Below are 14640 nucleotides of genomic sequence, written 5' to 3' on the forward strand. Positions count from 1 at the left end.
GAGGCGAGCTTTCCCATGAAGATTTGCATCTACGGCGCCGGTGCCATCGGCGGATGGATCGGCGCCGGCCTGGCGCAGGCGGGCCAGCGGCTGAACGTGGTGGCGCGCGGCGCGACGCTCGAGGCGCTGCGGCGCGACGGCCTGTCGCTGATGCGCGGCAGCACGGGTGGAGAGGTGCGCACGCGCGTGCCCGTCAACGCGGTGGCCGACCCTGCCGACCTCGGCGTGCAGGACCTGGTGGTCATCGCCGTGAAGGCGCCCGCGCTGGCCGGCGTGGCCGAGCGCATCGGGCCGCTGATCGGCGCCGACACCATCGTGCTGGTGGCGATGAACGGCGTGCCGTGGTGGTTCCTGGAAGGCGGCTTCGGCGGCGAGATCACCGGCCACCGGCTCGCGGCGGTCGACCCCGAAGGCGCCATCGCCAAGGCCATTCCGTCGCGCAACGTGATCGGCTGCGTGGTGCACGCGAGCTGCTCGCTCGACGGGCCGGGCGTGGTGCGGCATCACTTCGGCAACGGGCTGATCGTGGGCGAGCCTTCGGGCGAGGCCACGCCGCGCGTGCGGAAGCTGGTGGAGCTGCTCAGCGCCGCGGGCATCGACACCACGCTGTCGCCGCAGATCCAGAAGGACGTGTGGTTCAAGCTGTGGGGCAACATGACGGTGAACCCGATCAGCGCGCTGACGGGCTGCACCACCGACCTCATCATGGGCGACGACTATGTGCGCGGCTTCATCTCGGCGGTGATGCTGGAGGCCAAGGAAATCGGCCGCCGCATCGGCATCGAGATCACGCAGAGCCCGGAAGACCGGCACGCCGTCACCATGAAGCTCGGCGCGTTCAAGACGTCGATGCTGCAGGACGTGGAAGCCGGCCGCTCGGTGGAACTGGACGCGCTGGTGACCGTGGTTCGCGAGCTGGGTGAACTGACCGGCGTGGCGACGCCGTTCACCGACGCGCTGCTGGGGCTGGCGCGCCTGAGGACGCGGCAGCTCGGCCTGTACTGAGCCGATCCGGGCCCCCGTCGCAAGATCGCTTGACCCGGCCCCTGCGGCCGCCTCGATAAAGGCGCTGTCCGTTCCAAGCCAAGAGGTGATCTCGTGAATTCTCCAGCCGCCCGATTCCTGAACCCTGCCGAGGCCGCCCGGCGGCTCGGTGTTTCCGCCAAGGCGCTGCGCCTGTACGAGCAGCGCGGGCTGTTGAGGCCGGCCCGCACCGAGGCCGGCTGGCGCTCCTACGGACCCGGCGAAATGGCCCGGGGCGCGGAGATCGCCGCGCTGCGCAAGCTCGGCCTGAGCCTCGCGCAGGTGGCGCGCGTGCTGCAAGGCGACGCCGCGGGGCTGGAGCCGGCGCTGGCGGCGCACCAGGCGATGCTCGAGGGGCGCGTTCGCCAGCTCGGCGACACCATGGAGAAAGTGCGCGGCCTGCGTGCCGGCCTCGCGCGCGGGCAGGCGCCGGCAGCCGGCGAGCTGGCGCGCCTGCTGAAGCCGGCCGAGGGGCTTTGCATCGCCTTCGAACTGCCGTGGCCCTGGGGCGGCGAGCGCTTCGAGCTGCGCGGCATACGGCCGCTGAACTACATCGTCGGCCCGCTGGGCAGCGGCAAGACACGGCTGGCGATGCGCCTGGCCGAGACCATTCCGGGCGCCGCGTTCCTCGGGCTGGACCGGACGGCGAGCCCCGGCGCAGCCCTCGCACCGGCTGTCGCACCGGCCGTCGCCGAAGCCCTGGCGTGGCTGGTGGAGGACGGCGCCACGGCCTCCGACGCGCTGGCCGCCCTGCTGGCCGGGCTGGCGGCAGAAGGGCCTTCGGCGCTGGTGGTCGACCTGGTGGAACAGGGGCTGGACCCTGCGACCCAGCAGGCGCTCATCGCGCACCTGCGCCGGCGCGGCCCAGGCGGCAGGCCGCTCTTCATGCTCACGCGCTCCTGCGTGATCCTCGAGCTGGCCGCGGTGGGCGACGACGAATCGATCATCCTCTGCCCCGCCAACCACAGCCCGCCGACGCTCGTCGCGCCGTACCCTGGCGCCGCCGGCTACGAAGCCGTTGCCAGCTGCCTCGCCACGCCGGAAGTGCGGGCGCGCACGGAAGGCGTCATCGCCTGGCGGCCGGAAAGGGAAGCGGCCTGAATCAACGGCGATCGGGTTGGGGCAGCGTCACCCACCATGCCGCCGCCACGATCAGCAAGCCACCGGCCCATCCCCACGGCCCGATGCGCTCGCCGAACCCGTGCACCGCGATCAGCGCGCCGAACACCGGCTCGCTGCCCATCAGCAGCGACACCCGGCTCGGGCTGGAGCGCGAGGCCGCATGGTTCTGCGCGAAGAATGCGAACACGCTGCACAGCAGCACCAGGTACGCCATGCCCCACCAGAACGCCGCGGTGGCCGGCGGCATGTGCCACGCGCCGTTGGCTGGCGAAGCGACCAGCGCGATCGCCGCCGCGCCGAGCGCCATCACGCCGGCCTGCACCGCCGTCAGCGTCAGCGCCGGCAGCGCGTGGCGGCCGGCCAGCCGGCGCGTCAGGCACACCATCACCGCGCGCAGGAAGGCGGCGGCCACCATGAGCCCGTCGCCCCAGCCGAGCGACAGGTCGGCGGGCGAAGTAGCCGACAACATCGCCGCGCCGAGCGCCGACAGGCCCGCCGCCCAGAACACGCGCCGCGCCGGCCGCCGGCCCAGCAGCCACCATTCGACGAAGGGCGTGATCGCCACGCACAGGCTGACGAGGAAGGCCGCGTTGCTCGCGCTGGTCAGCGACACGCCGAAGGTCTCGCACACGAAGATCGCCAGCAGGTTGGCGCCGAGCAGCCCGCCCACCGCCAGACCCTGGCGCCATTGCGCCCCGAACAGCGGCCCGAGCGCCGGCAGCAGCACCACGAAGGTCAGCCCGAAGCGCAGCGCGATGAACTCCAGCACCGGCAACTGCTGCGTCGCCTGCTTGGCCACCGCGTAGCTGCCGCCCCAAACGGCCGCCACGAGAAGCAGCATGATTTCGGCCGAGCCGATGCCCGCTCCGAAGCCCGCCCGCGTCTTTGAATCCATACTGTCGGCCCGCCATCGATGAACAACACAGGGGGAATTGTTCCGGGCATCAACCGGGCCGCACAGCCATCGGCCGGAACAGGACTATTGCGTCGTGGGAACGAATTCATTTCTCAAAGTGCTGCCGGAGATGGTGACCTTCCTGCGGGTCGCCGAGCTGGGCAGCTTCTCCGCGGCAGCCGACCTGCTGGGCATGACGCCGTCGGCCGCGAGCCGGCAGGTGAAGCGTCTGGAAAAGGAGATCGGCGTGCAGCTGCTGCAGCGCACCACGCGCCAGCTGAGGCTGACCGAGCCTGGCGCCGAGGCCTTCGCGCGCTGCCGAGAACTGGTGCTGGCGGCGCAGGGCACGATGGACATCGCGCAGCGCTTTTCGAAGACGCCGGCCGGGCTGGTTCGCATCAGCGCGCCGAAGGCCTTCGCGCGGCGCGTGCTGCATCCGCACATCCTCGACTTTCTCGGGCGCTACCCCGAGGTCGACGTGCAGCTCGTGGTGGCCGACCGCGACGTCGATCCGATCCGCGAGGGCGTGGACCTGGTGGTACGGCTGACCACCGAGCCGCCCGAGGGGCTGGTGGCACGCCGGCTGATGGCGGTCGAGCACATCCTGTGCGCGGCGCCGGCCTATCTGGTGCGGCATGGCGCCATCGCGCACCCGCTCGATCTGCCGGCGCACAGCTGCCTGTCGCTGGGCGAGCACGAGCGCGACAACCACTGGCGCTTCAGGCAGGGCGACGAAGAGGCCGAGGTGGTGGTGCGCGGGCGCTATGTGTCGAACCACAGCGAGGTGCGGCTCGACGGCGCGCTCGCGGGGCTGGGCGTGGCCTGCCTGCCGGCGTTCATCGCCCGGCCGGCACTGGACGACGGCCACGTGGTGCGGGTGCTGGCCGATTGGGAGTTCCAGGGCAACTATCGCGGGCACGCCTACATCCTGCATCCGCCCGACCGCTTCATGGCGCCCAAGTGCCGGGTGCTGATCGAGCACCTGCTGGGCGCGCTCAGTGCGTCTTCGTCAGGACGCGAACGGCCTCGGGCAGCGAGTTGACCTGCGGCATGAAGCGGTCGAGCAGCGCGCCGAGCGCGACCGCGCAGATCACCGCGCCCAGCAGCGGCTTCCACGTCAGCCGCACGGCGGCCATGAGCCAGCCTTCGCGCGCCACGCGCACCGCGGCGCGCGCCGACACGTAGGAGAACGCGATCTCGATCGCCACCGCCAGCAGCGCGTCCCAGCTGAAGTACAGCAGCACCAGCGACCCCGCGCCGAGCACCACGGCCACGCAGATCAGGAAGACCGCGACGATCGGCACGACGATGATCGCGCCCTCGTCGGCACCGCCCGCGACTTCGAGCGCGCCGCCGGCCATGTCGGAAAGGCCGCCGTCACCGCCACCACCACCTCCTCCTCCTCCGTCCCCCAGGTTCACGTGGCCGTGCGAACCGCTGCCGCTGCCACCGCCGCGTCCGCCGCCGAACTCGACATCGGGCGCATCGAGGTCGACATCCAGCGCCCGCCCCTCGACCAGCCGCTTCGCCCACCAGCGCAGCACCAGCAGGTAGCCGAGGTATCCGATGCCCAGCGTGAGGAAGTAGCGCACCGCCAGCGAATCGACGTGCAGCAGGTGCATCTGCAGCGCCGACACGCACCACATGAGCAGCAGCGTGAAGCTGCCGATCAGGATGCCGTGCGTGCGCAGGCTGTAGTTGCGGTGCAGGTCGCGTTCGACCTGCGTTTCCCAAAGGCGCACGGAGCGCCAGTTGGAAAGAACCTTCATTCGCCTTCGGTGGCGGCGGCGAAGGGCACGCGCTGGGCCACGGCGCACATGAGCTCGTAGCCGACGGTGCCGGCGGCCCGCGCGACTTCGTCGATGGGCAGCACCGCGCCGGTCTTCGCCGAGTTGCCCCACAGCGTGACCTCGCTGCCGAACCCGGCGTCGGGCACCGGCGTGAGGTCGACGGTGATCATGTCCATGCTCACGCGCCCGACCATTCGGGTGCGCACGCCGTTCACCAGCACCGGCGTGCCGGTGGTGCAGTGGCGCGGATAGCCGTCGGCATAGCCGACCGCCGCGACGCCGATGGTGAGCGGCCCCTCGGCGGTGAAGCTGGAGCCGTAGCCGATGGTGTCGCCGGCCTTCAGCGTCTGCACCCCGATGAGCTGGGTCGACAGCGTCATGGTCGGCTGCAGCTGCCAGTGCGCGGCGTCGTGTTCGGGGTAGTCGGGGGCGCTGCCGTACAGCACGATGCCGGGGCGCACCCAGTCGCCGCGCGTCAGCCTGGCATGGCGCAGCGTGGCCGCGCTGTTGGCAATGGAGCGCTCGCCCGGCAGGTCGCGCGTGAAATGCTCGAACACCTCGAGCTGGTGGGCGATGCCGCGCGGGCCGTCGGCGTCGCTGAAGTGCGTCATGAGCGAAATCTCGTCGACCTGGGTCAGCGCATTGAGGCGGGTCCAGGCGGAGCCGAAGCGCTCGGGCGTGAAGCCCAGGCGGTTCATGCCCGAATTCATCTTCAGGAACACGCGCTGCGGCTTCAGGGTCTTGTGGGCGGCGAGCATGTCGATCTGCTCGTCGCAGTGCACCGCGTGCCACAGGTCCAGGCGCGAGCACAGCTCCAGGTCGCGCGCGTCGAACACGCCTTCGAGCAGCAGCACCGGGCCGCGCCAACCGAGCGCGCGCACGCGTTCGGCCTCGGCCAGGTCGAGCATCGCGAAGCCGTCGGCCCCGCGCAGGCCTTCATAGACCCGCTCTATGCCATGGCCATAGGCATTGGCCTTGACGACGGCCCATACCCGGGCTTCGAGGGCCGAGCGGCGTGCGCGCTCGAGGTTGTGACGCAGCGCGTCGGTGTGGACGGTGGCGAGAATGGGGCGCGGCATGGGGGCTCTGGCAAGTCGGAGAAAATGCAGACCACGTTTTAGCACCTTCGGGAATGGGGTCGAACACCGTGGGGATGCGCAATTGCGCGCCGCACCCCCGTGCTATAACCGCCCATTCGCCTCGGACGCGACACTTTTTCACTACCGCCAGCAGACCCTCTGGCCAGCCAGCCCATCGATGAAGCGCGGTTTCTACACGATCATGTCGGCCCAGTTCTTTTCGTCGCTGGCCGACCAAGCGCTCTTCGTTGTTGCGGTCGACCTGATGCGGACTTCGGGCGCGCCCGAATGGCAGCGGGCCGCACTGGTACCGATCTTCGCGGTCTTCTACGTGGTGCTCGCCCCGCTGGTGGGCGCCTTCGCCGACGCCTTGCCCAAGGGCAAGGTCATGTTCATCAGCAATGCGATCAAGGTGCTCGGCTGCCTGATGATGCTGTTCGGCTCGCACCCGCTGCTGTCCTACTCCATCGTCGGGCTGGGCGCGGCGGCGTATTCGCCGGCCAAGTACGGCATCCTGACCGAGCTGCTGCCGGCCTCCCAGCTGGTCAAGGCCAACGGCTGGATCGAGGGCCTGACCATCGCCTCGATCCTGCTGGGCATCGTGCTCGGCGGCGCGCTGGTGGGCCATGCGGTGTCCAGCAAGCTGCTGGCCTTCGACTTCCCGTTCATCGACACCGGCATCAACTCGCCGGCCGAGGCGGCGATCACGGTGCTGATCTTCGTCTACGCGCTGGCCGCGTGGTTCAACACGCGCATTCCGCACACCGGTGTCGAGATGCGCCCGCTGCGCTCGAACCCCGAGCACGGCCTGGCGCGCAACATCGCCGCGTTGCTGCCCGACTTCTGGCACTGCAACGCCCGCCTCTGGCGCGACCGCCTCGGCCAGATCTCGCTGGCCACCACCACGCTCTTCTGGGGCGCGGGCGGCAACCTCAAGTACATCGTGCTGGCCTGGGCCGCGCTGGCGCTGGACTACAACACCACCCAGGCCTCGGCGCTGACCGGCGTGGTGACCATCGGCACCGCCGTGGGCGCCATCGTGGCGTCGATGCGCATGCGGCTGGACATGGCCACCCGCGTGATCCCCATGGGCATCGCGATGGGGCTGATGGTGATCGCGATGAACTTCATCGGCAACGTCTGGCTGGCGGTGCCGTTCCTCATCATGCTGGGCGGCCTCGGCGGCTTCCTGGTGGTGCCGATGAACGCGCTGCTGCAGCACCGCGGCCACAACCTGATGGGCGCCGGCCGCTCCATCGCGGTGCAGAACTTCAACGAGCAGGCCTGCATCCTGCTGCTGGGCGCCTTCTACAGCGTGTGCACCGGCCTGGGCCTGTCGGCCTACGGCGCGATCAGCGCATTCGGCCTCGTGGTGGCCGGCTGCATGTGGATCATCAAGCGCTGGCACGAGAACAACCTGAAGAAGTACCCCGAGGAAGTCGAGCACCTGCTGGCCATCGCCCGCAGCGACAAGCATCATTGAACTCCCCCAGGCTGCGCGCACTTCGTGTCGCTTCGCCTACCCCCTCGCCGGGGGCAACACCGGCGGCCCGGCAAAGCCGGTTCCGCGGTGTTCCTGAAAAATACGCGCCGTCATGCCCGCCCTCGCACTGATGTTCAATGCCTTCGTCTGGGGCGTTGCCTGGTTTCCGTTCCGCCAGATGGCCGGCCATGGGCTGCATCCGCTGTGGACCACCTGCCTGATCTACCTGGCCATCGCGGTCGTGATGGGTCTCGTGCGGCGCCACGCCTGGCGGGGCTTCGCGGCTTTTCCGGGGCTGGTGCTGCTGGGGCTGGCGGCCGGGCTCACCAACGTGGGCTTCAACTGGGCGGTGACGCAGGGCGACGTGGTACGCGTGGTGCTGCTGTTCTACCTGATGCCGCTGTGGAGCGTGCTGCTGGGCTGGCTGCTGCTGGGCGAGCGGCCCACCGGCGGCGCGCTGGCGCGGGTGGCGCTGGCGCTCACCGGCGTGGTGGTGGTGCTGAAGGCGCCGGGCACCGACTGGCCGGTGCCGTCGAGCCTGCCCGACTGGCTGGGCGTGGGCGCCGGCTTCAGCTTCGCGGTGACCAACATCGTGCTGCGCCGCTTGCGCGCGGCGCCGGGCGAATCGCGCGCGCTCGCCATGTTCTGCGGCTGCTCCGCGGTGGCGGGCGTGGCCGCGCTGGCGGGCACGGCCTTCGGCGCCATCGATTCGCCGATGCTGGCGTCGCCCGGCTGGCTCGGCTGGGCCGCGCTGCTGGGCACGGGCTTCATCGTCGCCAACGTGTGCCTGCAATACGGCGCGTCGCGGCTGGCGGCCAGCGCCACCTCGGTGATCATGCTGTCGGAAGTGCTGTTCGCGAGCGTCTCGTCGGTGGCGCTGGGCGCGGCCACGCTGGACTCGCGCATCCTGATGGGCGGCGCGCTGATCGTGCTGGGCGCCCTCTGGTCGGCGTTTGCGCGAACGCCCGTGCCGCGCGATGATCGCGCTCCCGCTCCCACCTGAGGAAAAACCCGCATGACCAGCATCTACGACTTCGAGGCCAACCAGATCGACGGCAAGCCGGTGAAGCTCTCCGCCTTCAAGGGCAAGGTGCTGCTGATCGTGAACACGGCCAGCAAATGCGGCTTCACGCCGCAGTTCGCCGGCCTCGAGGCGCTGCACGAAAAATACGCGGACCAGGGGCTCACGGTGCTGGGCTTCCCGTCGAACCAGTTCGGCTCGCAGGACCCGGGCACCAATGAGGAAATCGGCGCCTTCTGCACCAAGAACTACGGCGTGAGCTTTCCGATGATGGAGAAGATCGACGTCAACGGCAGCAATGCCGCGCCGCTGTACCAGTGGCTCACCAAGGAAAAGCCGGGCCTGCTGGGCAGCACCGCCATCAAGTGGAACTTCACGAAGTTCCTGGTCGGGCGCGACGGCACCGTGCTCAAGCGCTATGCGCCGCTGGACACGCCGGCTTCGCTCACGCGCGACGTGGAAGCGGCATTGGCGGCGGCGGGCTGACCCCGCCGCAAGCCGTCAGAAGCGGAAGTCGGCGGTCTTGGAGCCGCCGCTGCCCACCGTCACCGTCTGGGACTTCGCGGCGCCACCGGCCGTGGACGCATCGATGACATAGCGCCCGGCGGGCACGTCGACCAGGCAGACCGGGCCGTTGGCGCGGAACGCCAGCGCCGCGGCGTTGCTGGCGTCGCCGCCCTTGATCGTGACGTCCACATTCGCCAGGTAGGCGCCGTCGGCACGTGCGAACAGCAGCGCCAGCGGATGTTCCTTCATGGCCGCGCGCATCGCCTGCGATTCGTCCGAGCCGATGCCGCCGCACACATAGCGTGCCGAGCCGGCGCCCTGCCACGCCGGCATGGCGCCCTGTGCCTGCGCCGCCACGGCGCCGGCTGCGCAGATGCCCGCGAGCAGCGCGCGCCGCAGCAGCCTGGAAGAAGAAACGAGGGGGGCGGAAACATGGGACATGGCACTGGCTCCTTGCGAAATCGGTGCCGCCATGATGCGCCGCCACGCGCCTTCGCGCGAGTCGGACCGCGCCCTCCCCTGCTGTGCGATCAGGCCGCGTCCAGCGCGGCGTCCAGCAGCTCGATCCAGTGCCGCACAGGCGTGTCGCCGCTGCCGCTTTGCAAGTGCGTGATGCAGCCGATGTTGGCCGAGGCGATGACCTTCGGCTGCAGCTGCTTCAGGTGCCCGAGCTTGCGGTCGCGCAGCGGGTAGGCCAGCTCGGGCTGCAGCACCGAGTAAGTGCCGGCCGAGCCGCAGCACAGGTGCGATTCGTTCATGGCCACGCGCATGTCGAAGCCCAGCGCGCGCAGCTGCGTCTCGACGCCGCCGCGCAGCTTCTGGCCGTGCTGCAGCGTGCAGGGCGGGTGATAGGCCACCACGCCCGCAGGCGCCTTCACGCGGGCCTTTAGCAAGGGCACGAGGTCGGGCAGCAGCTCGCTCAGGTCGCGCGTGAGTTCGCTGATGCGCGCGGCCTTCAGCGCGTAGGCCGTGTCGTGCTGGAGGATGTGGCCGTACTCGCGCACGGTGACGCCGCAGCCCGATGCGTTCATGACGATGGCCTCGACCTCGTTGCGCTCCACGAAGGGCCACCAGGCGTCGATGTTGGCGCGCATCTGCGCCTTGCCGCCGTCCTGGTCGTTCAGGTGGAACTTCACCGCGCCGCAGCAGCCCGCTTCGGGCGCAATCAGCGCCTGGATGCCGGCCGCGTCGAGCACGCGCGCGGTGGCGCTGTTGATGTTCGGCATCATCGACGGCTGCACGCAGCCCGCGAGCATGAGCACCTTGCGCGCATGCGTGGCGGTGGGCCAGGCACCGGCTTCCTGCTTCGCGGGCACCTTGGCCTTCAGGGCCTCGGGCAGCAGGCCGCGCACAGCCTGGCCGAGCTTCATCGCGGGGCCGAAGAGCGGCGACGGCAGGCCTTCCTTCAACAGCCAGCGCTTCGCAGATTCGGCCGCGGGGCGCGGCACTTTCTCGTCGACGATCTTGCGGCCGATGTCGACGAGGTGGCCGTACTGCACGCCGCTCGGGCAGGTGCTCTCGCAATTGCGGCAGGTGAGGCAGCGGTCGAGGTGCAGCTGCGTGCTGCGCGTCGGCGCCTTGCCTTCGAGCACCTGCTTGATGAGGTAGATGCGCCCGCGCGGTCCGTCGAGCTCGTCGCCGAGCAGCTGGTAGGTCGGGCAAGTGGCGGTGCAGAAGCCGCAGTGCACGCATTTGCGCAGGATGGCTTCGGCCTCGCGGCCCTCGTCGGTGCCGCGGAATTCGGGGGCGAGTTCGGTTTGCATGGTTGTTCTTGTCGTGCTCAGGAGGACGCGAGCAGGCGGCCGCGATGGAAGAGGCCGTGCGGATCGAACTCGCGCATCAGCGCGCGCTGGATGCGTTCGATGGGCGCGCTCATGCTGTCGAACCGCGGTACGTGGGTTTGCGCGGCAGCGGCAGGCAGGCGGAACAGCGTGGCATGGCCGCCCGCCGCGCGTGCGATCTCGCGGATGCGCACGGCCTGCCCGGGCGGCGCCTTGTACCAGCGCTGGCCGCCGTGCCATTCGATGAGCGGCGCGGCGGCGCCGTCGAGCGCCAGCACGGGCGCGGTCTGCGGCACGCTGAGGCGCCATAGCGCATCGCCGCCTTCGTCGGCGGAGAACCACGGCAGCTGCTGGTCGCGCAGCGACTGCCAGTCGGCGGCCGCGCGCAGGTCGTCCTTGCGCTCGCCGCCCAGATGCGCGCATGCGGCCTCCACGGCGGCGACGGCGCCGCGCAGCCGCAGGTACAGCGCGCCCGCGCCGGCGTATTCGAACCAGCAGCTCGCATTCAGCGGCAGCGGCCGGCCGCCCCACTCGTTGAGCAGCCGCAGCGCATCGGCCTGGCCGCAGGCGAATTCGAGCGTGGCTTCGGCCGGCGGGACAGGCAACACCTTGAGGCTCACCTCCGCGATCACGCCCAGCGTGCCGAGCGAGCCCGCGAGCACGCGCGACACGTCATAGCCCGCGACGTTCTTCATCACCTGGCCGCCGAAGCTCAGCACCTCGCCGCGTCCGTTGACGAGCGTGGCGCCGAGCACGTAGTCGCGCACTGCCCCGACGCTGGCTCGCGCAGGGCCACTGAGCCCCGCCGCGACCATGCCGCCGACGGTTCCGTCGTTGCCGAAGCGCGGCGGTTCGAAAGGCAGGCACTGGCCTTTGTCGGCGAGTGCCGCTTCGAGTTCGGCAAGCGGCGTTCCGGCCCGCACGGTGACGACCAGTTCGCTCGGTTCGTAGCTGGTGATGCCGGTGAGCGAGCGCGTGTCGAGCACCTCGCCTGGCGGCGTTTCGCCGTAGAAGTCTTTCGTGCCACCGCCGCGAATGGACAGGGGCGTGGCTTGTGTCGCGGCGGCACGGATGCGCTCGACTATCTGGTGGAGGGCGGTGTCGATGCTCATCGGGCTTGTTGTCTTTGATGTTGTTGTTCGGGGCGAGTGCACAGGCCACCGGGTACTCCCCTCCGCGAATGTCCCCCGCCTTCGGCTCCTCCTTTATTTCGCTGCGGGGAGCACCCGGCGCCCTGTGCACATCGGGCGCTCTCCCCGTGCTGTCGGATCAACCGCTGCGTCCATCGATCACGACGGCGGGGTACCTTGCGCAGCGAAATAAAGGAGGAGGCCGCAGGCCGGGGGACATTCGCGGAGCAAGGTACCCCGTCGGCGTGAGCGCGCCCCGAACGAGCCCGACAAGAAAAAACAAGACAACCCTTCATCAGAACCTCGGCAGATCCGGATGCGACAACTTCCCCCCTCGCACCACCTGCTTGCCGTACTCGGCACAGCGCTGCAGCGTGGGGATCACCTTGCCGGGGTTCAGCATCCCTTCGGGATCGAACGCGCGCTTCACCCCGAACATCTGCTCGTTCTCCGCCGCAGTGAACTGCACGCACATGCTGTTGAGCTTCTCCACGCCCACGCCATGCTCGCCCGACACCGTGCCGCCCATGGCTACGCTGGTCTCCAGGATGTCCGCGCCGAAGAGCTCGCAGCGGTGCAGCTCGTCGGGGTCGTTGGCGTCGAACAGCACCAGCGGGTGCAGGTTGCCGTCGCCCGCGTGGAACACGTTGCAGCAGCGCAGGTTGTATTTTTTCTCCATCTCCTGGATGGCCAGAAGAATGTCGGCGAGCCGCTTGCGCGGAATCGTGGAGTCGAGGCACATGTAGTCCGGGCTGATGTGGCCCGATGCGGGAAACGCGTTCTTGCGCCCGCTCCAGAACTTCATGCGCTCTTCCTCGCTGGTGCTGCAGGCGATGGCGGTGGCGCCGCAGCCGCGCAGCACGGCGGTCATGCGGCCGATTTCTTCTTCCACCTCCTCGGGCGTGCCGTCCGATTCGCACAGCAGGATGGCGGCGGCGTCGAGGTCGTAGCCCGCGCGCACGAAGTCTTCGACCGCGGCGGTCATGGGCTTGTCCATCATTTCCAGCCCCGCCGGGATGATGCCCGCCGCAATCACCGCGGCCACCGCGTCGCCGGCCTTTCGCACGTCGTCGAAGCTGGCCATGATGCAGCGCGCGAGCTGCGGCTTGGGCACCAGCTTGACGGTGACCTCGGTGGTCACGGCCAGCATGCCCTCGCTGCCGATGACCAGCGCGAGCAGGTCGAGCCCCGGTGCGTCGAGCGCGTCGCCGCCGAACTCGATGGGCTCGCCCTCGGCCGTGAAGCCGCGCACGCGCAGCACGTTGTGCAGCGTCAGGCCGTACTTGAGGCAGTGCACGCCGCCCGAGTTCTCGGCCACGTTGCCGCCGATGGTGCAGGCGATCTGGCTGGACGGATCGGGCGCGTAATAGAGGTTGAAGGGCGCGGCAGCCTCGCTGATGGCCAGGTTGCGCACGCCGCACTGCACCACCGCCGTGCGGCTCACCGGGTCGATCTTCAGGATGCGGTTGAACTTGGCGAGCGACATCGTCACGCCCATGGTGTGCGGCATGGCGCCGCCCGACAGCCCGGTGCCCGCGCCGCGCGCCACCACGGGAACGCCGAGCTGGTGGCAGGTCTTGAGCACGGCGGCCACCTGCGCCTCGGTCTCGGGCAGGGCCACCACCAGCGGACGCGCCCGGTAGGCGGTGAGGCCGTCGCACTCGTAGGGCGTCGTGTCTTCGTCGTGCCAGATCAGCGCGTGGGCGGGCAGGTGCGCCTGCAGCGCGCGGACCACCTGGGACTGGCGCTCTGTTTTCTGTAGCGAATCGTGGTGCGTGGGGGTGAGCGGCGCGTTCATCGGCGGGCCTCTTTTCTTCTGTTCGCGGATGTCTCGGGTGTACCGCACTCTACGGACATTCCGGCAGCCCCGGGTTGATGGATTTTTGCCGGGTGCTTGAGAGAACTTTGCCGGCGGCGTCAGCGCAGGCTCTGTTCGAGCCAGTCGGCGAAGGCCGCGCACTCCCAGCGTTCCAGCGTGCCCGGCTGCCAGCAGATGTAGTGCCGGTGCGGCGACGCCACCGCCCGGTCGGACAGCGCCACCAGCCGCCCCGACTCGAACCACGCCGCGCCCATCTTCTGGCGCACCAGCGCCACGCCGAAGCCGCTGGCAGCGGCGTCGTACACCAGCCCCAGGTCGTTGAACTGCGAGCCGACGTGGGGCTCGGGCTGGTCGAGCCCGCAGCTCGCGAACCAGGTGCCCCAGGGCTCGAGCGGGCTGCGGATCAGCCGCGCGCTTGCGATCTCGGCCGCGCTGCGAAAGCCGTGGAACGGCCCGAACTCGTTGAGGTAGCTCGGGCTGCAGGAGGGCACCACCTGCTCCTCGAGCACGAGGCGGTGCTCGCAGTCGGCGTACCCGCCGGGGCCGTAGCGCACCTCCAGGTCGGCCTGCTCGGCCGTCACGTCGAGCAGCGGAATGGACACCTGCAGCACCAGTTCGATGTCGGGATAGATGTTGCGGAACAGCTCGAGCCGGGGCATGAGGAACTGCCGGCTGAAGGTCGGCGTGACGGCGATGCGAAGGCGCGTCGCGCGCTGAGCCGCGCCGCCGCCCAACGGCGTGGCCTGCAGTGCGGCAAGCCCGGTGCGCACGTTCGCAAGATAGGCCGCGCCGTCGGCCGTGAGGCTGAAGTCGCTGCGCCCGAACAGCTTGAAGCCCACGTGCGCCTCGAGCTGGCGGATGCGGTGGCTCACCGCGCTGGGCGTGACGCACAGCTCGTCGGCCGCGCGGCCCGCATGCCGCAGCCGCGCCACCGCCTCGAAGGTCAGCAGGCACTGGATCGGCGGAATGTGCTGCAGAGCCATGCGCGCC

Annotated in this window: 14 protein-coding genes; 6 read left to right on the top strand and 8 right to left on the bottom strand. The window is 70.0% G+C overall.

Annotated features, from left to right (window positions below):
• Positions 1-15: 15 nt before the first annotated feature.
• Positions 16-1005, top strand: coding sequence for a 2-dehydropantoate 2-reductase (locus C4F17_RS17655; protein ID WP_106936108.1), 990 nt, complete (start codon positions 16-18; stop codon positions 1003-1005).
• Positions 1006-1098: 93 nt separating this feature from the next.
• A complete protein-coding gene (locus tag C4F17_RS17660) occupies positions 1099-2124 on the top strand; it encodes a MerR family transcriptional regulator (protein WP_106936109.1) in 1026 nt (341 codons plus the stop codon).
• Position 2125: 1 nt separating this feature from the next.
• Here C4F17_RS17660 and C4F17_RS17665 read toward each other — a convergent pair whose 3' ends face one another.
• Positions 2126-3040 carry a DMT family transporter gene (locus C4F17_RS17665; protein WP_106936110.1) on the bottom strand — a complete coding sequence of 305 codons (915 nt, stop codon included), beginning with the start codon at positions 3038-3040 and terminating at the stop codon, positions 2126-2128.
• Between the two features lie 94 nt (positions 3041-3134).
• On the opposite strand from C4F17_RS17665, the gene C4F17_RS17670 reads away from it, so the two are divergent.
• Positions 3135-4082 (top strand): LysR family transcriptional regulator, encoded by a 948-nt coding sequence (locus C4F17_RS17670; RefSeq protein ID WP_106936111.1) that lies wholly within the window; start codon positions 3135-3137, stop codon positions 4080-4082.
• Here C4F17_RS17670 and C4F17_RS17675 read toward each other — a convergent pair.
• Together C4F17_RS17675 and alr are read right to left on the bottom strand one after the other, a co-directional pair.
• Positions 4036-4809, bottom strand: coding sequence for a hypothetical protein (locus C4F17_RS17675; protein WP_106936112.1), 774 nt, complete (start codon positions 4807-4809; stop codon positions 4036-4038). The genes C4F17_RS17670 and C4F17_RS17675 overlap by 47 nt on opposite strands.
• Positions 4806-5909 (bottom strand): alanine racemase, encoded by a 1104-nt coding sequence (gene alr, locus C4F17_RS17680; protein WP_106936113.1) that lies wholly within the window; start codon positions 5907-5909, stop codon positions 4806-4808. Before alr ends, C4F17_RS17675 begins: the two co-directional genes overlap by 4 nt.
• Positions 5910-6087: 178 nt before the next feature.
• Between alr and lplT the strand changes: the two genes are divergently transcribed.
• The 3 genes from lplT to C4F17_RS17695 all read left to right on the top strand — a co-directional run bounded on the left by lplT (position 6088) and on the right by C4F17_RS17695 (position 8899).
• A complete protein-coding gene (lplT, locus tag C4F17_RS17685) occupies positions 6088-7392 on the top strand; it encodes a lysophospholipid transporter LplT (RefSeq protein ID WP_081270045.1) in 1305 nt (434 codons plus the stop codon).
• Positions 7393-7504: 112 nt separating this feature from the next.
• Complete coding sequence (locus C4F17_RS17690) at positions 7505-8395, top strand: DMT family transporter (RefSeq protein ID WP_106936114.1); 891 nt, start codon at positions 7505-7507, stop codon at positions 8393-8395.
• A gap of 12 nt (positions 8396-8407) precedes the next feature.
• On the top strand, positions 8408-8899 hold the full coding sequence (locus C4F17_RS17695; protein WP_106936115.1) for a glutathione peroxidase: 492 nt from the start codon (positions 8408-8410) through the stop codon (positions 8897-8899).
• 15 nt (positions 8900-8914) lie between these two features.
• Here C4F17_RS17695 and C4F17_RS17700 read toward each other — a convergent pair whose 3' ends face one another.
• From C4F17_RS17700 to C4F17_RS17720, 5 genes are all read right to left on the bottom strand, one after another.
• Positions 8915-9361: a carboxypeptidase-like regulatory domain-containing protein gene (locus C4F17_RS17700; RefSeq protein WP_106936116.1), complete on the bottom strand. Its 447-nt coding sequence runs from the start codon at positions 9359-9361 to the stop codon at positions 8915-8917.
• An 89-nt stretch (positions 9362-9450) separates the two neighbouring features.
• Positions 9451-10683 carry a glycolate oxidase subunit GlcF gene (gene glcF, locus C4F17_RS17705; protein WP_106936117.1) on the bottom strand — a complete coding sequence of 411 codons (1233 nt, stop codon included), beginning with the start codon at positions 10681-10683 and terminating at the stop codon, positions 9451-9453.
• A gap of 17 nt (positions 10684-10700) precedes the next feature.
• Positions 10701-11813 carry a glycolate oxidase subunit GlcE gene (gene glcE, locus C4F17_RS17710; RefSeq protein ID WP_199851864.1) on the bottom strand — a complete coding sequence of 371 codons (1113 nt, stop codon included), beginning with the start codon at positions 11811-11813 and terminating at the stop codon, positions 10701-10703.
• 313 nt (positions 11814-12126) lie between these two features.
• Positions 12127-13629 (bottom strand): FAD-linked oxidase C-terminal domain-containing protein, encoded by a 1503-nt coding sequence (locus tag C4F17_RS17715; RefSeq protein WP_106936118.1) that lies wholly within the window; start codon positions 13627-13629, stop codon positions 12127-12129.
• Between the two features lie 119 nt (positions 13630-13748).
• Complete coding sequence (locus tag C4F17_RS17720) at positions 13749-14633, bottom strand: LysR substrate-binding domain-containing protein (RefSeq protein WP_106936119.1); 885 nt, start codon at positions 14631-14633, stop codon at positions 13749-13751.
• Positions 14634-14640: the final 7 nt, after the last annotated feature.

This window comes from Variovorax sp. PMC12, assembly GCF_003019815.1.
Classification (GTDB): domain Bacteria; phylum Pseudomonadota; class Gammaproteobacteria; order Burkholderiales; family Burkholderiaceae_C; genus Variovorax.